At 50.2% G+C, this 21571-nt stretch carries 21 protein-coding genes; 14 read left to right on the top strand and 7 right to left on the bottom strand.

The annotated features are described in order from the left end of the window. The first annotated feature begins 43 nt into the window (after positions 1-43). Complete coding sequence (locus tag RYZ26_RS01935; protein ID WP_317681450.1) at positions 44-2140, top strand: YgiQ family radical SAM protein; 2097 nt, start codon at positions 44-46, stop codon at positions 2138-2140. Between the two features lie 105 nt (positions 2141-2245). Here the strand turns inward: RYZ26_RS01935 and RYZ26_RS01930 are convergent, their stop codons facing one another. Together RYZ26_RS01930 and gph are read right to left on the bottom strand one after the other, a co-directional pair. Next, on the bottom strand, positions 2246-3448 hold the full coding sequence (locus RYZ26_RS01930; protein WP_317681449.1) for an MFS transporter: 1203 nt from the start codon (positions 3446-3448) through the stop codon (positions 2246-2248). A 4-nt stretch (positions 3449-3452) separates the two neighbouring features. After that, on the bottom strand, positions 3453-4118 hold the full coding sequence (gene gph / locus RYZ26_RS01925; protein WP_317681447.1) for a phosphoglycolate phosphatase: 666 nt from the start codon (positions 4116-4118) through the stop codon (positions 3453-3455). A 104-nt stretch (positions 4119-4222) separates the two neighbouring features. On the opposite strand from gph, the gene glmU reads away from it, so the two are divergent. The 4 genes from glmU to RYZ26_RS01905 all read left to right on the top strand — a co-directional run bounded on the left by glmU (position 4223) and on the right by RYZ26_RS01905 (position 8209). Then, the gene (gene glmU, locus RYZ26_RS01920; RefSeq protein ID WP_317681446.1) at positions 4223-5560 is read left to right on the top strand and encodes a bifunctional UDP-N-acetylglucosamine diphosphorylase/glucosamine-1-phosphate N-acetyltransferase GlmU; all 1338 of its coding nucleotides are present in this window, start codon (positions 4223-4225) and stop codon (positions 5558-5560) included. Between the two features lie 11 nt (positions 5561-5571). Further along, complete coding sequence (gene glmS, locus RYZ26_RS01915) at positions 5572-7395, top strand: glutamine--fructose-6-phosphate transaminase (isomerizing) (RefSeq protein ID WP_317681445.1); 1824 nt, start codon at positions 5572-5574, stop codon at positions 7393-7395. A gap of 78 nt (positions 7396-7473) precedes the next feature. Then, entirely contained in the window at positions 7474-7821 is a 348-nt protein-coding gene (locus RYZ26_RS01910) for a hypothetical protein (RefSeq protein WP_317681444.1), read from the top strand. Between the two features lie 112 nt (positions 7822-7933). Then, positions 7934-8209, top strand: coding sequence for a hypothetical protein (locus tag RYZ26_RS01905; RefSeq protein WP_317681442.1), 276 nt, complete (start codon positions 7934-7936; stop codon positions 8207-8209). Between the two features lie 74 nt (positions 8210-8283). Here RYZ26_RS01905 and RYZ26_RS01900 read toward each other — a convergent pair whose 3' ends face one another. Continuing rightward, the gene (locus RYZ26_RS01900) at positions 8284-9027 is read right to left on the bottom strand and encodes a substrate-binding periplasmic protein (protein WP_317681441.1); all 744 of its coding nucleotides are present in this window, start codon (positions 9025-9027) and stop codon (positions 8284-8286) included. Positions 9028-9039: 12 nt separating this feature from the next. Beyond that, positions 9040-10410, bottom strand: coding sequence for a dGTP triphosphohydrolase (dgt, locus tag RYZ26_RS01895; protein WP_317681440.1), 1371 nt, complete (start codon positions 10408-10410; stop codon positions 9040-9042). A 183-nt stretch (positions 10411-10593) separates the two neighbouring features. Here dgt and RYZ26_RS01890 point away from each other — a divergent pair, with 183 nt between their 5' ends. From RYZ26_RS01890 to RYZ26_RS01870, 5 genes are all read left to right on the top strand, one after another. After that, entirely contained in the window at positions 10594-11118 is a 525-nt protein-coding gene (locus tag RYZ26_RS01890; protein ID WP_317681439.1) for a peroxiredoxin, read from the top strand. 85 nt (positions 11119-11203) lie between these two features. Then, positions 11204-11458, top strand: coding sequence for a glutaredoxin family protein (locus tag RYZ26_RS01885; protein ID WP_317681438.1), 255 nt, complete (start codon positions 11204-11206; stop codon positions 11456-11458). Between the two features lie 112 nt (positions 11459-11570). Further along, positions 11571-12923, top strand: coding sequence for a glutathione-disulfide reductase (gor, locus tag RYZ26_RS01880; RefSeq protein WP_317681437.1), 1353 nt, complete (start codon positions 11571-11573; stop codon positions 12921-12923). A gap of 266 nt (positions 12924-13189) precedes the next feature. Beyond that, complete coding sequence (locus RYZ26_RS01875) at positions 13190-13609, top strand: hemerythrin domain-containing protein (RefSeq protein ID WP_317681436.1); 420 nt, start codon at positions 13190-13192, stop codon at positions 13607-13609. Between the two features lie 3 nt (positions 13610-13612). Then, positions 13613-14374 carry a putative bifunctional diguanylate cyclase/phosphodiesterase gene (locus RYZ26_RS01870; protein WP_317681435.1) on the top strand — a complete coding sequence of 254 codons (762 nt, stop codon included), beginning with the start codon at positions 13613-13615 and terminating at the stop codon, positions 14372-14374. A gap of 70 nt (positions 14375-14444) precedes the next feature. Here the strand turns inward: RYZ26_RS01870 and RYZ26_RS01865 are convergent, their stop codons facing one another. Next, positions 14445-14729 carry a GIY-YIG nuclease family protein gene (locus RYZ26_RS01865; RefSeq protein WP_317681434.1) on the bottom strand — a complete coding sequence of 95 codons (285 nt, stop codon included), beginning with the start codon at positions 14727-14729 and terminating at the stop codon, positions 14445-14447. Between the two features lie 194 nt (positions 14730-14923). On the opposite strand from RYZ26_RS01865, the gene RYZ26_RS01860 reads away from it, so the two are divergent. Together RYZ26_RS01860 and RYZ26_RS01855 are read left to right on the top strand one after the other, a co-directional pair. Beyond that, positions 14924-16285 carry a class II 3-deoxy-7-phosphoheptulonate synthase gene (locus RYZ26_RS01860; RefSeq protein WP_317681433.1) on the top strand — a complete coding sequence of 454 codons (1362 nt, stop codon included), beginning with the start codon at positions 14924-14926 and terminating at the stop codon, positions 16283-16285. 109 nt (positions 16286-16394) lie between these two features. After that, positions 16395-16634, top strand: a complete 240-nt coding sequence (locus RYZ26_RS01855) for a hypothetical protein (protein WP_317681432.1) — start codon at positions 16395-16397, stop codon at positions 16632-16634. A 6-nt stretch (positions 16635-16640) separates the two neighbouring features. Here RYZ26_RS01855 and RYZ26_RS01850 read toward each other — a convergent pair whose 3' ends face one another. After that, a complete protein-coding gene (locus RYZ26_RS01850; RefSeq protein ID WP_317681431.1) occupies positions 16641-18098 on the bottom strand; it encodes a DUF294 nucleotidyltransferase-like domain-containing protein in 1458 nt (485 codons plus the stop codon). A 221-nt stretch (positions 18099-18319) separates the two neighbouring features. On the opposite strand from RYZ26_RS01850, the gene RYZ26_RS01845 reads away from it, so the two are divergent. Continuing rightward, entirely contained in the window at positions 18320-20281 is a 1962-nt protein-coding gene (locus RYZ26_RS01845) for a sodium:solute symporter family protein (protein WP_317681430.1), read from the top strand. On the opposite strand, the gene RYZ26_RS01840 is transcribed toward RYZ26_RS01845, so the two are convergent. Then, positions 20282-21166: a DMT family transporter gene (locus tag RYZ26_RS01840; RefSeq protein ID WP_317681429.1), complete on the bottom strand. Its 885-nt coding sequence runs from the start codon at positions 21164-21166 to the stop codon at positions 20282-20284. Between the two features lie 62 nt (positions 21167-21228). Here RYZ26_RS01840 and RYZ26_RS01835 point away from each other — a divergent pair, with 62 nt between their 5' ends. Further along, positions 21229-21516 (top strand): YciI family protein, encoded by a 288-nt coding sequence (locus RYZ26_RS01835; RefSeq protein ID WP_317681428.1) that lies wholly within the window; start codon positions 21229-21231, stop codon positions 21514-21516. Positions 21517-21571: the final 55 nt, after the last annotated feature.

The raw sequence follows: 21571 nt of genomic DNA, 5'->3' as shown, positions 1-21571 counted from the left end.
AATAATGTCTTTTATTTTCTGACCAATCCCTTATGTAGAGCCTATGGAACTAGAAAAAGCCAAAGATATTACGAAATATCGTAAGTACTGGGCCCACCGTTTTGGGGTGGCCCCTTTCCTGCCCATGTCACGTGATGAAATGGACATGCTGGGCTGGGACAGTTGCGATATTATTCTTGTGACCGGGGATGCCTATGTGGATCACCCGAGCTTTGGCATGGCTGTGATCGGTCGCTCGCTGGAAGCCCAGGGTTTCCGCGTTGGCATTATCGCGCAACCTGACTGGCAAGATGCCGACCCGTTCAAGGTTCTGGGCAAGCCTAATCTGTTTTTCGGCATTACGTCCGGCAATATGGACAGTATGGTCAACCGTTATACGGCAGACCGTCGCATCCGGTCCAACGACAGCTATACCCCGGATGATGAAGGTGGCAAGCGCCCGGACCGCGCTGTCATCGTTTATTCCCAACGCTGCCGCGAAGCTTACAAAGACGTACCATTGGTTATCGGCGGCATTGAAGCATCCCTTCGACGGATCGCTCATTTTGATTACTGGTCCGACAAAGTGCGCCGTTCCATCCTGCTGGATGCCAAGGCAGATATCCTGCTTTACGGGAACGCTGAACGCGCCTTGATCGAGGTTGCACACAGGATTGCTGCCAAGCAGGACCCGAAAACATTTTTTGATGTACGCGGTTGTGCGCTTATACGCGATGACAGTATGGACGACTGGCAGGAAGTCGATATGTCTTCCATTGATGACACCAATCCGCGTGACATCAAGGGCGAAGAAAAAGTCGTTGTGCGCATCCCGTCTTATGAGACCGTGCGTGATGATAAAGAAGTTTATGCCCAGGCTTCACGTGTTCTGCATCTGGAAAGCAACCCGGGTAATGCGCGTCCGCTGGTGCAACGTCATGGCAACCGTGATATCTGGGTGACACCGCCCCCAATCCCCCTTTCCACCAAAGAAATGGACTGGGTCTTCGGTCATCCTTATGCGCGCAATCCACACCCCGTTTATGGCGATGCGAAAATCCCGGCCTGGGATATGATTAAATTTTCCATCAATATCATGCGTGGCTGTTTTGGCGGCTGTTCTTTCTGTTCCATCACAGAACATGAAGGACGCATCATCCAGAACCGATCCCATGAATCGGTGTTGCAGGAACTGGAAGATATGCGCGACAAGGTGCCCGGCTTTAAAGGTCAGGTGTCTGATCTGGGTGGCCCGACCGCCAACATGTATCGTCAGGCCTGCAAATCTGATGAAATTCAACGCACGTGCCGCCGTCTCTCCTGTGTCTATCCGACCATCTGTAAAAACCTGAACACCAGCCACGACAGTCTGATTGAACTCTATCAAAAGGCCCGTGCGGTTGACGGGGTGAAGAAAATCTCCATCCAGTCGGGCCTGCGCTATGATCTGGCCGTCAAAAGCCCGCGCTATGTCAAAGAACTGGTGACCCATCATGTGGGCGGATACTTAAAAATCGCACCGGAACATACCGAAGATGCGCCGCTGACCAAAATGATGAAGCCGGGCATTGGATCGTACGACAAATTCAAACAGATGTTTGATGATGCGGCCAAAAAAGCAGGGAAAGAATACTATCTGATCCCTTACTTTATCGCAGCCCATCCGGGTTGTTCTGATGAAGATATGATGCATCTGGCGCTTTGGCTGAAACGCAATAATTACCGCGCAGATCAGGTTCAGGCCTTTACACCGACGCCCATGTCCTTGTCATCGGCCATGTATTATTCTGGTCGCAACCCGATCAAGCCCGTGCGCCGGACAGGGTCCGAATTGGTCTCCACCGCCAAGGGACTGAAACAACGTCGCTTGCATAAAGCTTTCCTGCGTTATCACGATGCAGAAAACTGGCCCATGCTGCGCGAAGCCTTGAAAAAGATGGGCCGCGCCGATTTGATCGGCAACGGCAAGAAACACTTGGTGCCCAGCTGGCAACCCAAAGGGACAGGCGGCAAAGGCGGGGAAGGTGCGCGCACGGGCCGCAAACATAAAGCGCAGGAATTCATGACGACCCATTCTGGAAAAGGTCGTCGTTCTTTTGAAGGCAATAAGCCTAAAGGGAAAGCTGGCAAGGGGCCGGGGCAGCGCAAACGTCGGCGTTAAGATACAGCATTTTAATTACCGTCATCCCCGCGAAAGCGGGGACCCAGATTACCATGCTTCCACACTGCTGGGTTCCCGCTTTCGCGGGAATGACATTGTAGTTATTCATCGCTTTCCATGCGCAATCTTCACCGCTTCGGGCATCCCACGCAGTCTCCCCATGGCCCAGACACCGAAAAACGGCCCGATGGCAAGCGGGGCAAAAGCCCATTCCCAGCCGATCTGATCGACCCAAACGGGCACCAGATGGATGGTGGTCAAGGTTAGCAAAAACCCGATACAAGTCTGCATAGTCACCATGGTGCCGATATGATCACGATGGCTGAGTTCCATAATGCAGGAAGAAAACTGTGCGGAATCTGCCACAATACTGATCCCCCAAATGATGCAGATAATCATCAACAACACAGGATTGCCGCCAAAGAACATCCCGACCACCAACGCACAGGTCCCGCTGATGGTCATCGCCCCCATGGTCAGCCAGGTGCGCCCGATCCGGTCTGCGAGCCAGCCCCCTGCAAAACACCCAACAGCCCCACTGCCGATAATGGCGAAGGTTGCCGCACTGGCTAAAGATGTCGCCTTTTCCAACTCGGAAAGTTCGAAAGAGGCCAGCAAAAATACGCCAATCCATGCCCATTTGGCATAGAGTTCCCACATATGGCCGAAATAGCCGAAGTTGGCGAAGCGCAAGGGCTTGTCTTTCCAGGCATGAAAGATAAACCCCGGTTGAAACTTGGGTGATTTCCCCAAATCCGGACCCGTTTTGACCAGATTAATCAACAAGCCCCCAACTACAGCCGACAGGCTTGCTGCCCCAATGGTGGTGCGCCAGTCAAGTCCGCCCAATGCATTGAAGAAATGCGGCATGGCGGAGCCTAACGTTAACGCCCCAACCAAGGTTCCGACCAGCAGACCCATATCTTTTTCCGCCCAGCTGGCTGCCATCTTCATCCCCACCGGATAGACTCCGGCCATAATGGCCCCGGTAAAAAAGCGCGCGACCAGCACCATAGGTGATGCCGGATCGATCAGCAAAATCATCGCGTTCGACACTGCCCCGATGAGTGCCGCCATCATGAAAAAACGTTGGGGCGGCAGTCGGTCAGCCAGTCCGAAAATCGCACTGGTCAGTGTCCCACAGACAAAACCGACAGAGACCATACTGCTGAAAAGGGAAGCCTGCAGATCACTGATCCCAAATTCCCGTTTGAGATCAGGAATGGTCGCGCTTGCCGAAAACCAAAGCGCCAGCGTAAAAACTTCGCAGATGACCAGCAGGCCAATGGATTTTTGCTTCTCTGTCATAAACTCAGGTTAGGCTGTTTATGGCGCGAGGTAAATCCGACATTTGATCAATCACCACATCGGCTTCCAAAGCTTCCACCGGAACTTTGCGATAGCCGTAAGAGACAGCGACATTTCTAAGCCCTGCGTTCTTGGCTGCCCCTATATCATTAGGGCTGTCCCCAATCATGATGGCATCGGCCACGTCAACACCCATATCCGCCAAGGCTTTATGGATCATTTCAGGGTGTGGTTTTTTTGTCGCCACCTGATCACCACCAATCATCACCTCAAAAAAGTCACCCAGACCCAAATCTTTCATCAGATTGATCGTCGGGATGTAAGGTTTATTGGTGCACAGGCCCATGCGATACCCCTGATCCTTCAGTTTTTGCAGAGTTTGTTCAACGCCTTCATAGATCGTTGTCTCATCCGCCTCATGCCCATCATAAAAAGCCAGAAAAGCTTCTGTCAAAGCAGGTATTTCATCTTCTGAAACAGCATCGCCCGTTGTGCGAAATGCACGTTCCACCAGCTTTGCCGCCCCGTTGCCCACAAATTGCGTGGTTTCCTGCAAAGTGATTTCCCGGCGTCCCTTGGTTGCCAGAACCTTGTTGCAGGCGGTGCGCAAATCCGGTGCGCTGTCGATTAAAGTGCCATCCAGATCGAAAATCAGGGTCGTTAAAGCCATTTGTAGCATTCCGTAACAATCTTTGAATTTGCGCTTTGCCCCTTTTCAGCTTAAAAAGACTGCCAACGCATAACGTCCGTATTAACTATTCCAACGAACAGCTTATGACAATGTCTAATTCAGCAGCCATTATTCTTGCCGCAGGCCTTGGCACCCGCATGAAATCCTCCATGCCAAAGGTGATGCACCCTCTGGCCGGGCGCCCCATGGTCAACCATGTGATTGCCAATCTGCAGGAAGCTGGTGTCAGTGAAATCACCTGTGTCATCGGCCCAGACATGCCCGCGTTGGAAAAAACGGTCGAACCTCATAAAACCGCCCTGCAGGTGGATCGTTTGGGCACAGGCCATGCCGTTCTGGCTGCCAAAAAAGTGATGGACAGGTTTAAAGGATCGGTTCTAATCGCTTTTGGCGACACGCCGATGATTTCGCCAGATACATTTTCGCGCATGCTGAAAGCAAATGAAACAGCCGATGTGGTTGTTTTGGGTTTCCGCCCTGATGATCCGGCCGCCTATGGCCGTCTGGTCGTTGAAGAAGGTCAGCTGCAGGCCATCGTTGAATATAAGGATGCGTCAGATGTCGAGCGCGCCATCAACCTGTGTAATTCCGGTGTCATGTGCCTCAATGGGGAAAAGCTCTTTGGTCTGTTGGAAAAAATTACAAACGACAATGCAGCAGGGGAATATTACCTGACAGACATCGTTGCTTTGGCGCGCGCCGAAAACCTTGCTTGTGTAGTGGTCGAAGGTGATGAAAACGAACTGCTGGGCGTGAATTCCCGCGTCGAACTGGCAAAAGCCGAAGGGCTGGTTCAGGATCAACTTCGTCACAAGGCCATGGTCAATGGCGCAACGCTCATGGACCCAACCAGCACGCATTTTAGTTATGACACAGTATTAGGTCAGGATGTTGTGGTTGAACCCAACGTCTTTTTCGGCCCCGGTGTCACGGTCGGCGATAACGTCCATATCAAGGCCTTCTCCCATCTGGAAGACACATCAGTTGGCAACAAGGTCGTCATAGGCCCCTATGCCCGTCTGCGCCCGGGGGCGGAACTGAAAGACAAAGTCAAAGTCGGAAACTTTGTTGAGATTAAAAAAGCCCTGATCGAAGAAGGTGCCAAGGTCAATCACCTGACCTATATTGGCGATGCCCGTGTCGGTCCTGAAGCCAACATTGGCGCAGGTACCATCACTTGTAACTATGACGGCTTCTTCAAGTATCATACTGATATTGGCGCAGGTGCCTTTATCGGATCAAACACCGCCCTTGTTGCGCCTGTTAAAATCGGTGATGGCGCAAACATAGGGGCGGGCAGCACCATTTCAAAAGACGTGGCGGACGGGGACTTGGGCCTGACACGTGCACCACAAAAGAGCTATGCCGGATGGGCGGAAAAATTCCGTAGCACTCAGGCCGCTGAAAAAGCAAAGAAATAAGAGATAAAATCATGTGTGGAATTGTTGGATTTATCGGGAAAACAGATGCGGCCCCCCTGCTGGTGGAAGGGCTGAAGCGCCTTGAATACCGCGGCTATGACTCAGCCGGGATCGCAACCCTAGCAGATGGGCAGATCGAACGTCGCCGCGCAGAAGGCAAGATCGTTAATCTGGACAAGGTACTGGAAGAAAAAGCCGCTGAAGGAACCATCGGCATCGGCCACACCCGTTGGGCCACCCATGGCATTCCCAACGAAACCAATGCCCACCCGCACGCTACTGAAAAAGTTGCCGTTGTGCATAACGGAATCATCGAAAATTTTCAGGAACTGCGCAACGAGCTGATGGAAAAAGGCTATAAACCTTACTCTCAGACCGATACCGAAGTTATTCCGATCCTGATCACAAGCTATCTGGATGATGGGCTTTCGCCCATTGACGCCGTCAAAGCAACACTTAAGCGTCTGGATGGTGCGTTTGCCTTGGGCATCATTTTCAGCGGGGAAGAAGACCTACTGATTGGTGCGCGTCGCGGCAGTCCCTTGGCCGTTGGTTTTGGTGATGGGGAAATGTATCTCGGTTCCGACGCCATGGCGCTTGCCCCGCTGACCAAACAGATCGCATATCTGGATGAAGGCGACTGGGCCGTGCTGGATCGCAACAGCGCGACTTTTTATGATCAGAATGATAATGAAGTTCAGCGTACGATCTCTGAAACCGCCATGTCCGGCGCGTTGATCGGCAAGGGTGAACATCGCCATTATATGCTGAAAGAGATTTACGAGCAGCCGCAGGTTATTGGTGACACGTTATCGGGTTTCTTCAACCCGACAACACAAACCATTTCCATGCCAGACTTCCCGTTTGATCTGGCCTCAATCCCGCGCCTGACCATTGTGGCCTGCGGGACCTCTTTCTATGCAGGCCTTGTTGCCAAATACTGGATTGAACAATATGCCCGCGTCGGCGTTGAAATCGATGTGGCCTCAGAATTCCGCTACCGCGAAGCCCCCATGCCCGAAGGTGGTCTTGCCCTCTTCATTTCTCAAAGTGGGGAAACAGCAGATACACTGGCGGCGCTTCGTTATGCCAAAAGCCAGAACCAGTCCATTCTGTCCATCGTCAACGTACCGGAAAGCTCCATGGAGCGCGAAAGCGATGCAGTATTGCAGACACGTGCCGGACCCGAAATCGGGGTGGCTTCCACCAAAGCCTTTACCACACAACTGACCGTTCTGGCCTGTTTCACCATTGCCTTGGCCAAAGCCAAAGGCACGATTGATCAGGCCTGTGAAGCCCGTCTGTGTAACGCCATTGCCGAAGTGCCTGCACGCTGTGCCGATGTGCTTAATCATGACGAAAACCTGCGCACCATCGCCCAAAATGTTGCCGAGGCCCGCGATGTGCTTTACCTGGGTCGTGGCTCTAGTTTCCCGATTGCGATGGAAGGGGCCTTAAAGCTCAAGGAAATTTCCTACATCCACGCTGAAGGCTATGCCGCAGGTGAGATGAAACACGGCCCCATCGCCCTGATCGACGAAGCCGTGCCCATCATCGTCATTGCCCCGACCGACAGTAACTTTGAAAAGACTGCGTCCAACACCCAGGAAACAGTGGCCCGAGGCGGACGCGTCATCTTTATGGCCGATGAAACAGGTGTGGAAAAAATGAATGATCACGCCCTTGCCAGCGTCACCATGCCCGCCGTGGATCCCTTCGTCGCCCCCATCCTCTATTCCATCCCGGTTCAGCTTCTGGCTTATCATGTGGCTGTTCATAAGGGGACCGATGTAGATCAACCGAGGAACCTTGCGAAGTCTGTGACCGTGGAATAAGCTTATCGGGGTTGATACTAGCCTAGAAAAAGACAATCTTGTTAAGATAGCCCCTGACATGACTGCGAGAGACAAAAAATGATTGTTCATACGACATGCGGACTTCTCATTGCTGGATTAATCCTGTTTGCAAACCCTGCATATGCAGAAACAGCCCTTGAAACCTGCGTAAACGATCATCACCGCTGTACCAGCACCTGTTTTGAAACGGGTTCTAAAGGATCACAGGCGGCCTGCGTGGCAAAATGCGCAGCATCGGAAGCCCAATGTGCGGGCGAGATTGGCCTTAAAACCGGGGAACCTTTTATCCGCGAAAAAGTGGAAGAACTGGAAGGATTCATGAAACGCTTTTTTGAAGATGTCATTCCCCTGCCAAAAGAAGACCCAGCCCCAAAAAAAGAAGTGCTGTCTTCGACTGATACCTAATTTTTTGACTTTTAAAATGCTTCTCACCTGTTTGAGTGATGTTTCGCCACTAATACGAATGTATGATCGTACCAATCAGCACCATTGATTTGTTAAATAAGTGGATAAGTCCATGTATCAGTCGCAGCAGTATTTAGAAATTGCCGGTAAGTTCATCGTTAATCCGTTTCACAAAGATGAAACGATGCACGGCGTTTGCCTCCATAACTTGCTTAGTCACCTGCATCAAAGCGGCGCAAAACAGATGATTGATTTCAAAGCGATCTTGATGAGCGCCATTGAAGTCGAAATCGGCCTAGACGACATGCAGAAAGTTTCTGCCATTTATAAAAACGTCATGGTTAAACTGAGCGAACTCGGAGTTTCCCCCGAAAAGACCACCCATTAATGAGAAAACTTTTTCATACCCCATAAAACACCCTGCGTGAAAGGCGGGGTGTTTTGTGTTTTAGACTATAGTTATCAGTTGATGTAACTAAGGTAACGCTCGGTCAAAGCGTCAATTCGCCCATTGATACGCATTTTTTCTATTTCCGCCCAAATATCTGGTGCAATTGTCACGCTTTTGGATGATTTTGCAAAGGCCAAATAGGCCACATGCTGATCAAAAGCTTTTCCCGCCACTTCGATTTGATGACTCATCCCCAATTGGGCAGCGGCATATTCGGCTATGCGTTTGACGCTGGCCAGAAGTTCGACCCGGCTATTGACCAGCACTTTGATGCCGGAACCGGTGTTATTGACCTGATCAATTTTCAGATCTTGGCGTTCTTCATATGCTGCAAAGGTCCCCCCCAAATTAACCCGTGAAACCCGGGCAATACGATAGTCTTTCGCATCTTCAACCGAAGACACCTGAATGGCAGAGCCTTTGCGTTTGAAAAAATGTATATCCATCTGCAATAAGCCTTTAGTCGGGAATTCTGCAAATTTCACGCGTTCGGGATTTTTGAAAAACGGGACGATTGCATCCACCTTGCCAATGTTCATATAATTGATGGCGCGTGGCCAAGGCAGGAATTGAAAGTTTACACTGTGACCCAGCCGCCCAAAAGCTTCGCTGGTGATATCCACCAAAATGCCTTCCGGACCCGTGTCGCGTTTCATGGCAAAGGGCGGGATATGCGCAACAGCCACGTTATATTGCTCTGCCCGTCCGTCTTGTGCGGACAGCAAAAAGACCAGCATGATAACAAGCAAACGCATAAGTTATAGACTCTATATAGAAACCCCACGAATCACATTACATAAACTAACAGCGGAACGGTCACTGAGTCCAGAAATGAAATCTGTTACCTTCAACAGATATTCATAACGGCATGTGCACAGACCATTAGAGTTTTCCATCATTTTCAGGAGTCTCTTGCTTCTTTCAGACACCTGTTTCAGCTCCCCACCACAGACTTCCAGTTCCAGAACCGCACGGGTGAAAGAAGATAAAAGCACATTCAGAACCTCAAAACTTGAAGTTTCAATTTCCAGCTTTCGGCGCGTACTGAAAATCGATTCACCTGCAAATTTCTTACAGGCATCTGCCTCGTTTGCAAAAGGGGTAACGGCTAGAAGTTCGTCATTAAAACGACCTGCAAGCAAGGCTTCTTCATTTGAAATAAAGGCTTCGACCGTTGCCTTGGTTAAATTTCCGATGGCTTTGGAGCGCAAGAATCCCAGTTTTTCATGTTCAGACATCTTCTGATACCAGCCTTGCGCCAACAGATCGCTACGGCGCAGATCAATCGTCTCGCCATGTTTATGGGACCAGGCAAGTGGGGCAAGGTGATATTCCACATCCTTAAAAGACACACAATCCATGGTCACACCGTCTTCCAGGTCGGCCACCCGATAACAGATATCATCAGCTGCTTCCATCAGATAGGCCAGCGGGTGGCGACACCACAAGGTATCTGATCCCCGCTTGATCAGGCCCAGATTATTGGCGACTTCAGCAAATAAATCTTTTTCCGATTGGCAGAAGCCAGCCTTCTTGCCTTCAATCGCTTTTACGGAATTTTCCGTCGCATCACCGGGATATTTGGTAAAAGCCCCAAGCGTTGCATGGGACATCTGAAACCCGCCATTGCCACGGAAATAATCTAATTTGTTTAAGATACGAAATCCTTGGGCATTACCTTCAAACTTGGTGAAATCCAATTTTTCAGCCTCAGACATGGTGTCATCGAATACATCAGGATTATCGATAAACCATTGCTGAATGGCCGCTTCGCCGGCATGACCAAAGGGCGGATTGCCGATATCATGAGATAAACAGGCCACCTGCACAATATAGCCAAAATCATGGGCCGTAATGTGATCCGGGATGCCGCATTCAGCCTCAATCAGCTTACGCCCCACGCCAAAACCAAGGGAACGCCCAACCGAGGCCACTTCAATACTATGGGTCAGGCGGGATCGTACACGCCCGCCTTCAGACAAAGGATGCACCTGGGTCTTATCCTGTAGACGGCGGAAAAATGATGAAAAGGTAATCCGGTCCAGATCAAGCAGAAACGGGCTTTCTTCGCGTCCCGGTGCCTTGCCTTCCTTGTCCCCAATACGTTTGGTGGATAAGAGATCGTGCCAGTTCATCATCTTTATGGTTCTCCAGTTTTTATGGTTCGCAACACTAGAGGGAAATAGTCCTTTTTAATAAATAGGAAAAATTTATTAATTTAATAAAAACAACTCATTTTACTAATTATTCAAATCCCCCTATCTTCAGTCTCAGCAAACAAACACAGCTACTTACACATAACCTTATCGGAGATTAGTTCCATGACTTCACATGTTCCTTCCACAGTATTCAAAACCCGCGTTCGCAACGATGCCCTTGAAGGCCCGAACCCGTTTGAGTGGAAAGACCTGTCCACTGACGATGTTTTCAAAGGCAAAAACGTTGTTCTCTTCTCTCTGCCCGGTGCCTTCACACCAACATGTTCAACCTCTCACCTGCCACGTTTTGAAGAACTTTACAGCGAATTCAAGGACCAGGGCGTTGATGCGGTTGTCTGCCTTTCCGTGAATGATGCCTTCGTCATGTTCCAGTGGGGCAAATCCCAGAATGCAGAAAACGTCTTCCTGCTGCCAGACGGCAACGGCGAATTCACCCGCAAAATGGGCATGTTGGTTGACAAATCCAACCTCGGTTTCGGCATGCGCAGCTGGCGCTATTCCATGTATGTTGAAGATGGCGAGATCAAGCAGCTGTTCTCAGAAGCTGGTTACCAGGACAACGCACCAGAAGATCCATTTGAAGTTTCAGATGCAGACACAATGCTGAACTATCTGAAAAACCGTTAAGCAACCGTTTTAGAAAGATGGGGGGCTGCCCTCTCCCCTCAATCCATCAGCTCCCCGTCTTTCGCCCAATAAGGAGAATATTTAAATGGCCGTCGAAATTTACAGCAAAGACAGCTGCATGTTCTGTCAGAAAGCCAAAAGCTTGTTTAACCAGCATGACATTGCCTTTGAAGAACATGATGTCAGCACCGTTGATCGTTTCAATAAAATGATTGAACGTATCCCCAATGCCCGTACCGTCCCGCAGATCATCATCGATGGTCACGTCATCGGTGGCTGGGATATGCTGGATGCACATAAAGAGCCTATCTTGAAAAAGCTTAAAGCAACCCACAGCTAAGATAAGCTCCAACCTCTCACCTCACAAAACTGTGACGTCATATGGCTTGACGCAAATCCAGATAGACCTATCTTGGTTCCAACTGATTTATTTTAAAAGAACGAGGCCCTAAATGTCCGAATATGATTATGACCTTCTCACCATTGGCGGTGGCTCCGGTGGTGTACGCGCCTCTCGCATGGCCTCACAACGTGGCGCCCGCGTCGGTGTGATCGAAGAAGACCGCGTCGGCGGTACCTGTGTGCTTCGTGGCTGCGTCCCCAAAAAACTGTTGGTATATGCCTCTGAATATGGCGCGCATTTTGATGATGCCCAGGGTTTTGGCTGGTCCGTTGGTGATCGCGAAATCAACTGGGGCCAACTGATCAATACCAAGAATGCGGAACTGGATCGCCTGAACGGCATATACAACAACATCCTGTCCAGCAATGACGTTGAAACAATCAATGGCCGTGGTACGGTTGTGGATGCCCATACGGTCGAGGTCAACGGCAAGCATTATACAGCAAAACACATTCTGATCGCTGTGGGCGGCTGGCCAACCATGCCGCAAATCCCGGGGATCGAACATGCCATCACATCAAACGAAGCCCTGGATTTGCCTGAATTACCCAAACGCATTGTGATTGTGGGTGGCGGATATATCGCCGTGGAATTTGCAGGCATCTTTGCAGGTATGGGCGTTGAAGTCACTGAAATCATCCGTGCCGATCATCTGCTGCGTGGCTTTGATCAGGACCTGCGCACCCAGCTGGAAGGTGAGATGGGTAAACGCGGCATCAATATCATGTCCCACACCACCGTTGAATCTATTGAGAAAACAGGCGACCATCTGGAACTCACGTTAGGTAATGGCGACAAGCTGGAAACAGATGCCATCATGTATGCCACAGGCCGTGCCCCAAAAACCAAAGGCCTGGGTCTGGAAGCTGCAAATGTAGACATGGCGAAAAATGGTGCGGTAATCGTGGATGAAAACTTCCGTACTTCTGTTGACAGCATCTTTGCCATCGGCGACGTCATTGATCGTATGGCGCTGACCCCGGTTGCTTTGGCCGAAGGCATGGCCTTGGTCAACTATCTGTTCGGGGATGAAACATCCGGTGTGGATTATGAAAACATCCCGTCCGCCGTTTTCTCTCAACCGCCCCTTGGTGTGGTTGGCCTGACGGAAGAACAGGCAACGGAACGATTTGGTGAAGTTGATGTTTATACCTCCGGCTTCAAGGCGATGAAACATACCCTGTCCGGTCGCGATGAACGCACCTTTATGAAGCTGATTGTGGACCCGAAAACCGATAAAGTCGTCGGTGCCCATATGATGGGTCCGGATGCAGCAGAAATCATGCAAGGCATCGGTATCGCCATGAAGTGCGGTGCGACCAAAGCCCAGTTCGACGCCACCATCGGCATCCACCCAAGTGCAGCCGAAGAGTTCGTCACCATGCGCGAGAAGCGTGGGTAATTGCGGACAATAAAAACGAACAAAAACCTCGGCCCATGCGTCGGGGTTTTTTGTTGCCTTTATTTTCTTCGTCAGCCCGCACGCGTTGCGGGCTAAGGGGTAGAAGACAGTACGCGACCTCAACCCCTTATGGCGCAACACGTGCGCCATGACGACGTTAGAACACTTCTTTTATTTAAAATAATTCCAATTGACCAAAGTCAAATACCTTAGTAATTTAGTTGGTTATTAATCCCGTATCACACAAAACAATACGGTAGTTAATTATGCTTAAAACAGAAAGCTACAGACGACATCACCATGATATCCGACTAATTTTATCAACTATTGAAAAAGAAATGGATATTACCAGGATCACCGATAATCCCGAAGTTATCGCGGTTTCTATCCGCCAGCTGTTTGGAAAGTTCAGCACGCATCTTGCCATTGAAGACAAGGTTCTGTATCCCAAGGCCCTTGCCCACAATGACAACAAGGTGCGTAAAACCGCCAATGATTTCCAGACAGAAATGGGTGGACTGGGCGAGACCTTTGATCAATATCGAAAAACATGGCCGGGACCGGTCGCCATTGCAAAATCGCCCGAAGATTTCGCAACCCAGACCCGCCATATTCTGGACTTGCTGGTCAATCGTCTCAACCGTGAAGAGGTGGAACTTTATACGCTGATAGACCGTGCGGGATAGTCAATGGTTACCCCCCTACACTTTGACCCCGACATGATCCTTGCGGGGTTGGACAGAGGAGAATTTTTTCTCCTCTACCAGCCCCGTGTAGATCTTTTCCGTGAACAGGTGGTGTCTGTAGAAGCGTTGGTCAGATGGAAACATCCGAAATACGGCATCCTCAGCCCGGACCGCTTTATCCCGGCCTGTGAAAGAAACGGCACCATTCATCCGTTGGGCAACTGGATTTTACGTACAGCTGTGTCGCAGGCCGCTCAATGGCAAAGAGATGGCCTTGACCTGCAAGTCTCCATCAATTTGTCTGTCGAACACATCACATTCGATCTTCCTGACAAGGTCCAACATCTACTGAAAGACAACGCCCTCGCACCTGACAAAATAGAACTGGAAATTACCGAAGGTATCTTGCTGTCCGAAGAAGCCCGCACCATCCTCAATCAGTTTGATAACCTCAACATCCCCCTGTCCATTGATGACTTTGGAACAGGCCATTCCTCCCTGTCCTACCTGCGCCAGTTCAATGCCCGGACCCTGAAAATCGACAAGAGCTTTCTGGATGATACACCGGGCGATCTGGATGCCTGCCTGCTGCTGCGCTCCATCATCGATCTGGGGCACAGTCTGGGTATGCATGTGGTCTGCGAAGGGGTGGAAACCGAAGCCCAGTTTGATATCGTCCAGATGATGGAAGCCGATCAAGTGCAGGGCTATTATTTCTCCAAGCCAGTTGCAGCGGGTGATATTCCCTCACGCTTAAGCCTGTAAGAAGATTCCTGCCTGCGCAGGAATGACGGTTTTAATTTCAGCTGTCATTCCTGCGAAGGCAGGAATCTCCTTATTCAACCGACAAATCTTTCCATTCAGGATTCATCTCCTCAATCAAACGAATTTTCCAATCTCTCTTCCAGCGCTTTATGCATTTCTCACGATGGATTGCGTCCGCGATGCCCGGTGTTTCTTCCACATAAACAAGCCGCTTTAATTTGTATTTTGAAGAAAAACCCTGAAAGCTGTCGTTCTTATGTTGCTGGATACGTTGTTCAAGATTGGACGTCACCCCAACGTACAAAACACCATCAGGCTTATTGCTCAGAATATAAACATATCCTCTTTTCATCATGACCTCCTGATACGTGATTATGAACAGGTGTGGGGCCTTTTCAGATTCCTGCCTGCGCAGGAATGACGTTTTTATGATTTAACAGGATTTTCATATAAAACCTGCCTTTTATGCTGGCAATCCGTGCGATTCCGCCTTATACGGAATGTTCAGATTTTTTTTAAAGAACAAATAAGTAATTAAGGATTCACATCATGGCACAGACATGGACCCCCGATAGTTGGCGCGCAAAACCAATCCGTCAGGTCCCGACCTATACGGACGAAGCGAAGGTAAAACAGGTTGAAGAGACCCTGTCCTCTTATCCTCCGCTGGTCTTTGCCGGTGAAGTCCGCCGCCTGAAAGCAGAACTGGCAAATGTTGCCCTGGGCAAAGGCTTTTTGTTGCAAGGCGGGGACTGTGCGGAATCTTTTGATCAGTTTAACGCAAACAACATCCGCGATACGTTCCGCGTGATGCTGCAGATGGCTGTTGTGCTGACATTCGGTGCAAACTGTCCCATCGTCAAGGTCGGCCGTATGGCGGGTCAGTTCGCCAAGCCACGTTCCAGCGATGTGGAAACCAAAGGTGATGTGACACTGCCAAGCTACCGTGGTGATGCGGTCAATGGCATGGATTTCACAGAAGAAGCCCGTATCCCGGACCCTGACCGTCTGATCCAGATGTACAACCAGTCGGCTTCTACGCTGAACCTGCTGCGTGCCCTGGCACAAGGTGGTTATGCAAACCTGAACAAAGTTCACAAGTGGAACCTTGGTTTTGTCTCCGGCACGCCTGAAGGTGATCGCTACAAAGATTTTTCCAACCGCATTTCTGATGCGCTGAACTTCATGGACGCCTGTGGTATCAATGGGGAAAGCACTCAGTCTCTGCGCGAAACTGAATTCTACACGTCTCACGAAGCCTTGTTGCTGAACTACGAACAGGCGATGACCCGTGTTGACAGCACACGTGACACAGAAGAATGGTACGACACATCTGCACACATGGTTTGGATTGGGGAACGCACACGCCTTCTGGACGAAGCTCATATTGAATATATGCGCGGCATTGCCAACCCGATCGGTTGTAAAGTCGGCCCAACCATGACACCGGATGAGCTGATTACACTGATCGATACAGTAAACCCTGAAAACGAAGCAGGTAAACTGACCCTGATCACCCGTATGGGCGATGGCAAGATCGAAGAAGGTCTCGGCCCACTTCTGGAACGTGTGAAATCCGAAGGGCGCCACATTGTCTGGTCTTGTGACCCGATGCACGGCAACACGGTTTCTGCAGAAGGCGGTTATAAGACTCGTCACTTCGACCGTATCCTCGGTGAAGTCAAAGGCTTCTTTGCCGCCCATAAGTCAGCTGGCACACATGCCGGTGGTGTTCACTTTGAAATGACAGGTCTGGATGTGACCGAATGTGTCGGCGGCACATATGAAGTGAAAGAAGGCGATCTGGGTGATCGTTACCACACACAATGTGACCCGCGTTTGAACGCCAACCAGGCCTTGGAAATGGCCTTCCTGCTGGCAGACGCGTTAAAAGCAGAACGCGAAGCATAAAAACAATAGTTTCAAACAAGCCCTTCGGGAAACCGAGGGGCTTATAAAATCACCGAAATTCATGACGTAGAACGCGCGATCAAATTGTTAGGTCGGGCGGATTGATGCGTTGGTACTTCATAAAAACTGGGCAGAAACCATTTTAAGCCCGGATGATCAGAAACAACTGCACCACGGCGAAAGTTTTAGCCATATATATGGCAATTTTGTCACCCAGCCCAATTCAAATGGCGCGGTCATTCTGGCGGAGATCAACAAAATTCTCGCGCGTATGGTCATTGATGGGCGCTATAAAAAACTGCTCAGCAGCCATGCCAACACTAAAGCCGTCATTCACGACAGTGAATAATACTTTCTAAAAAACATCCCCGGTGAATTCACCCTTCAGGCGTTTTCGAAAGGCTTCGATATGACGGAATGAATTTAACAGGTTTTCTTTTTCCTGTCGGCTCAGTGTCCTGGGATCAACAAAGCGGGTGACAGGTTTGCCACCCTTAAAGGCTTCAGCCTGTCTTTTTAACAACAACTGCGTGATGAAGCTGAAGGCACTGCCAAGATAATCTTTCTCCGTATCACTTAACACCTTGGCGTAATGCAATTTTTCAATTCGCGTCATTGTGGATGTTTCTGAAATCCCCTGCTTGAGCGACAAAAGCCGGATGGCTTCGATTAAAGGCAGCGCGCCACGATATTTCAGATCAACCAATCCTTTATGATCACCCTCTTCTTCACGTGCCAGACGGCCAAACATGCCAAGGGCGACATTGTGATCCAGCTGAAAGGCAAACATTTCCTGCAAGAAGAAATGATTGGCTTTGATCATCTGTAGAACGGCCTGGCGCAGATCATCAGCCAGGTCATTGCGCCCCCAGACAGGCTGGAAATCAAAAAAGATATCCGACAGGCGGATTGCAACCACATTGCGCTTTTTGCCCCACAGCTGGATTTGATCACGCCATTGAGTAATGGTTTTTCGCCAGACCGGGTTGGTCGCCATCACGTTGCCAGAACAGTATGGAAAGCCAACCGCATCAAGATCACGGCACATGCGTTCTGCTAACTCTCGAAAATACTGATCCACCCTGCTGTGGTCTTCATCCGGGTAATCTTCCAAAATGAAACCATTATCCTGATCCGGATAAAGATAGTTTTCACCGCGCCCGCCCGACCCCATAACAATGGCGCAGAATTCAACAGGTGGATTGCCCCAACCTTCAGCTTCCATATGACATATATTGTCATGGATGACCTTGCTGTAGATATCGTTATTTACATGACTGAGGAGTTGCTGGATCGCAGGGGCTGGCTGGTGATCCTCAAACATATCCAGAGCCAGTTCAACCTGCGCAGCCTTTACATCACGCAGACTTTCGATATCGCCTTCTGCACTTAAACGGTCGATCTGCAGCATCAGATCATTCGCGGCCGCTTCAATCGCATTTTGCATATAGACAATGCCGATAGGCTGGGTCGCCTGATTAACCACCACAAGTTCACGCACATCATGACGACGCATCCGGCCAATCGCGTGATAAAGGTATTCATCCGCCTGGATGGTCTGGACATTTGTATCCATAGCTTCATCGATCAGGGTCTGCGGGCCAACCTTAAAGACGATGCGCGATAAAATATCATCATGGCGCAGAATTCCGGCCAACTTGCCATAACCATCCACCACCACGCAGCATCTGGCATTTTTTTCGACCATTTCAGCAATGACCTGTTCGCAAATGCTGCCAAGTTCCAGGCACACCTTGGGGGTATGCATGAAATCTTCGACCCGATTGGCAAATATTCTTGTTTGTTTATGCATGGTTAGATCACAAATCCTGAAACACGCGCCTTATCTGATATGAACCTGTCTGCGAGAAAAAACAAGCCTAAAGCCCTACCCTAAATGTAGAAGTTTTGTTGCATTCTTCGCGACATTGAGTAACAATCCGCATGTGTGACACTGCATAATAAAAACAACGCGGTGGTATGGGGGGCCTTTTAGACTAAAACGAAAGCCCCTTAGATAGGGAGTTAAGGGTTTTGAACGAGAAGCTGTTGTGGCTGCTTGGGTTTGTCGCTGCCTATTGGGCGTACTGTATCTACCTGGGTATCCGTGGGGCCAGATTGGCGCGCACGGCGAGTGACTATTTTATCGCGGGCAGAAATTTACCCGTCTGGGTCTTTGTTCTGGCTGCAACGGCCATTTCCTTTTCCGGCTGGACGTTCCTGGGCCATCCCGCGATGATTTATCGCGACGGTTTTCCTTACGCCTACATCTCTTTCTTCACCATTTTGATCCCGCTGACAGGCATTATATTTTTGAAACGCCAATGGATGCTGGGTAAACGTTTTGGTTATGTGACGCCCGGTGAAATGCTGAGCGATTATTATAAAAGTGATCGCATCCGCACCCTGACCGTCATTATTGCCGTCCTTTTCACCGTCCCGTTTATGGGCGTACAACTGGGTGCGGCAGGCTATCTGTTCAATGTCTTAAGTGATGGATTGATCAGCACGACCGTTGGGACTTTATTATTGGCCCTGGCGGTCTTTTTATATGTGGTCTATGGCGGCATGCGCGCCGTGGCTTATGCTGATAGTTTCCAATGTATCCTGCTGGCCCTTGGTGTCCTTTTGACCGCAGGCATTGCCATTTACGCTATTGGCGGCATTGATGTGCTGTTGACCGGGCTGGAACGGATGGGAGCTTCTGAATTCGGCCTTTGGGGCACGACCAAAGGCGCAGGCGGCGGAAATTACAATTCCTACCTCGCGGTCCCCGGCATGATGCAATCGGTCAGCGGGGTCGAACAAACTACCTATACAGGCGGTCCCTGGACCGGGATGATGATCCTGACTTTCCTGATGGCCATGATGGGCGTGCAGGCCTCGCCCGCTTTTTCTATGTGGAGCTTTGGCAACAACAGCCCCAAACCTTTTGCCCCGCAGCAGGTCTGGGTTTCCGGCCTGATTCTGGGCGGCCTGCTGTTTGTCGTTTCCACCATTATCGGCATGGCCCCCCATATGCTGGGTGCCACCCCATCGCTTGCGGGCAGTGGTGTTCCCGTAGACTGGAGCCTGCCAACAGAGATTTCAGATATCCCGGACACATTGGTTCCTTACATCCTGACCATGGTGCAGGAGCAGATGCCCTGGCTTGTCGCCTTTTTAGGTGTTTGTGCCTTGGCAGGCATGCAGTCAGCAGGTGCTGCTTATATGTCCACAGCTGGGGCCATGGTCACACGCGATATCTACAAACATAAAATCCAACCACAGGCCGGGCATAGCATCCAGAAATTTTTCGCACGCATCTGCGTTCTTTTCATCCTGCTGGCCGCCCTTGTGGTCGCGCTGATCAACAAAGACGCGTTAGTCTTATTGGGCGGCATGGCCGTTGCCTTTGGATTGCAGATGTGGCCCGCTTTGCTGGGGGTCTGCTGGATCAAATGGTTTAATGCCAAGGGCATTGTCTGGGGCATGACAGTTGGTTTGTTGGCCGTTTTCTTCACCGATAGCGCAGGTGTTTCCCTGCTTAATATGATCGGGATCGACCTTTGGGGTCGCTGGCCTTTGACCATTCATAGTGGTGGTTGGGGCATTGCCCTGAACCTGCTGATCTGTGTCACCCTGTCTTTGGCAACCAAAGAAGAAGAAAAAGAAGAACATAAAAACAGCTTCCATACTTTCCTGAAAGAACATGCAGGCCTTAGCCCCAACAAGCGCAAGCTGATCCCGCTTGCCTGGGGTGCAACCATCCTTTGGGTCTTCTTCGCCGTTGGTCCGGGTGTTGTTGTCGGCAACGATATCTTTGGCGCACCGGATGCAGGACGCGACGGTTGGCTGTTTGGGGTGCCCTCCATATGGGCGTGGCAAATCACCTTCTGGCTCTTGGGTGTCGCGCTGTTGTGGTTCCTGGCTTATTTCATGGAAATGTCCACGGTACCGGAACAGGAGATCGAAGCCTTAAGCGAAGATATTGCTGACCCCGGTCTCGGATCATAATTATTGCGCTTCTTGTTTTGCCTTTTTGGCCAATAACGCTTCACGCCGTGTAATATAAAGGGTGGAGGCAAAGATCACACACGCCCCGACCCAGGTCAGCACATCCAGTGTTTCTGCAAAGAAATAATATCCGATCATGGAGGCAAAAATCATATTGGTAAAGCTATAGGGCATGGACACGGACGCATCCGCTGCCTTCATCGCGCGGGCTAGTCCAATTTGACCACTCGAAGCAAATACGCCCATGCCGACCAGCCAGATGTAATGTTCAGGTTCTGGCCAGACCCAGACGGGAACCGCCCCGATCAAGGATAAGGGCGTCATAAAGGCCCCCATATAAAAGACGATGGCCGTGGGATGTTCTGTTCTGGAAAGAGATTTCACACAAAGAACGGCACAGGCAATGAAGAAGGATGAAGCCAATACAACCAATGCACCGATTTCTATTTCCTCAAATCCCGGGCGGATAATAATCAAGGCCCCGATAAAGCCGACCACCAGTGCCATCCAGCGATGAATACGCACTACTTCCCCAAGGATCAAAACGGCCCCCAAAGTGGTAAACAAAGGCACCGTAAAGCTCAACGCAGTTGCTTCTGAAAGCGGCAACATGGTCACGCCCAGAAACCAGCAGGACATGGCCGCCGTACCAAACAAAGCACGCAGGCCATACATATTCATTCGCTTGGTCTTTAAAATGCCAAGTCCGCCCACTGAGATAAATGGCAGCATGAACAGAAAGCCGAAGAAGTTGCGAAAAAACACCATTTCAAGGGCCGGAATATCATCTGAGAGATAACGGATCATGCCGGAAAGGCACGCCATCGTCGCACAGAAAAAGACCATCCAAAGGGCCGCGCGTGTTGTGGGGGAGAAATTATCCATCTATGCTATTTAGAATCATATGAAACTTTTCGCCAGCCCTCATTGAAAGAAAGACAAAAAAGATGCAATTCCTCGTAATCTGTAAAGACGGTACCGACATCGACGCCATGGACCGCCGCATGGCGGCCCGACCTGCCCATTTTGAACGCATGCATATCGAAAAAGAAAAAGGTACATTTATCATGGGCGGGGCCATTCTGGATGAACATGACCAGATGGTGGGTTCCAGCCTTTATGTGAATATGGAAGACCGTGAAAGCCTGGATAAATGGCTGGCCGACGACCCTTATACCAAGGGCAATGTGTGGCAGACATTTGAAGTCCACGTGATGAAAATCGCGGATATTTAATCAGAAACCAGCACACGTGTCCCAGCGCAGGCCGGGACCTCTTAAATGAAGAGTA

Source organism: Terasakiella sediminum (assembly GCF_033100395.1).
Taxonomy (GTDB): Bacteria; Pseudomonadota; Alphaproteobacteria; order Rhodospirillales; family Terasakiellaceae; genus Terasakiella.
Note: the sequence above shows the minus strand (reverse complement) of the source record. Positions and strands in the feature narration are given on the sequence as shown.

Bases quoted from the DNA above. Each gene is read 5' to 3' on its own strand.
- RYZ26_RS01935 (WP_317681450.1), top strand. From the start codon at position 44: ATGGAACTAGAAAAAGCCAAAGATATTACGAAATATCGTAAGTACTGG.
- RYZ26_RS01930 (WP_317681449.1), bottom strand. From the start codon at position 3,448: ATGACAGAGAAGCAAAAATCCATTGGCCTGCTGGTCATCTGCGAAGTT.
- gph (WP_317681447.1), bottom strand. From the start codon at position 4,118: ATGGCTTTAACGACCCTGATTTTCGATCTGGATGGCACTTTAATCGAC.
- glmU (WP_317681446.1), top strand. From the start codon at position 4,223: ATGACAATGTCTAATTCAGCAGCCATTATTCTTGCCGCAGGCCTTGGC.
- glmS (WP_317681445.1), top strand. From the start codon at position 5,572: ATGTGTGGAATTGTTGGATTTATCGGGAAAACAGATGCGGCCCCCCTG.
- RYZ26_RS01910 (WP_317681444.1), top strand. From the start codon at position 7,474: ATGATTGTTCATACGACATGCGGACTTCTCATTGCTGGATTAATCCTG.
- RYZ26_RS01905 (WP_317681442.1), top strand. From the start codon at position 7,934: ATGTATCAGTCGCAGCAGTATTTAGAAATTGCCGGTAAGTTCATCGTT.
- RYZ26_RS01900 (WP_317681441.1), bottom strand. From the start codon at position 9,027: ATGCGTTTGCTTGTTATCATGCTGGTCTTTTTGCTGTCCGCACAAGAC.
- dgt (WP_317681440.1), bottom strand. From the start codon at position 10,410: ATGATGAACTGGCACGATCTCTTATCCACCAAACGTATTGGGGACAAG.
- RYZ26_RS01890 (WP_317681439.1), top strand. From the start codon at position 10,594: ATGACTTCACATGTTCCTTCCACAGTATTCAAAACCCGCGTTCGCAAC.
- RYZ26_RS01885 (WP_317681438.1), top strand. From the start codon at position 11,204: ATGGCCGTCGAAATTTACAGCAAAGACAGCTGCATGTTCTGTCAGAAA.
- gor (WP_317681437.1), top strand. From the start codon at position 11,571: ATGTCCGAATATGATTATGACCTTCTCACCATTGGCGGTGGCTCCGGT.
- RYZ26_RS01875 (WP_317681436.1), top strand. From the start codon at position 13,190: ATGCTTAAAACAGAAAGCTACAGACGACATCACCATGATATCCGACTA.
- RYZ26_RS01870 (WP_317681435.1), top strand. From the start codon at position 13,613: ATGGTTACCCCCCTACACTTTGACCCCGACATGATCCTTGCGGGGTTG.
- RYZ26_RS01865 (WP_317681434.1), bottom strand. From the start codon at position 14,729: ATGATGAAAAGAGGATATGTTTATATTCTGAGCAATAAGCCTGATGGT.
- RYZ26_RS01860 (WP_317681433.1), top strand. From the start codon at position 14,924: ATGGCACAGACATGGACCCCCGATAGTTGGCGCGCAAAACCAATCCGT.
- RYZ26_RS01850 (WP_317681431.1), bottom strand. From the start codon at position 18,098: ATGCATAAACAAACAAGAATATTTGCCAATCGGGTCGAAGATTTCATG.
- RYZ26_RS01840 (WP_317681429.1), bottom strand. From the start codon at position 21,166: ATGGATAATTTCTCCCCCACAACACGCGCGGCCCTTTGGATGGTCTTT.
- RYZ26_RS01835 (WP_317681428.1), top strand. From the start codon at position 21,229: ATGCAATTCCTCGTAATCTGTAAAGACGGTACCGACATCGACGCCATG.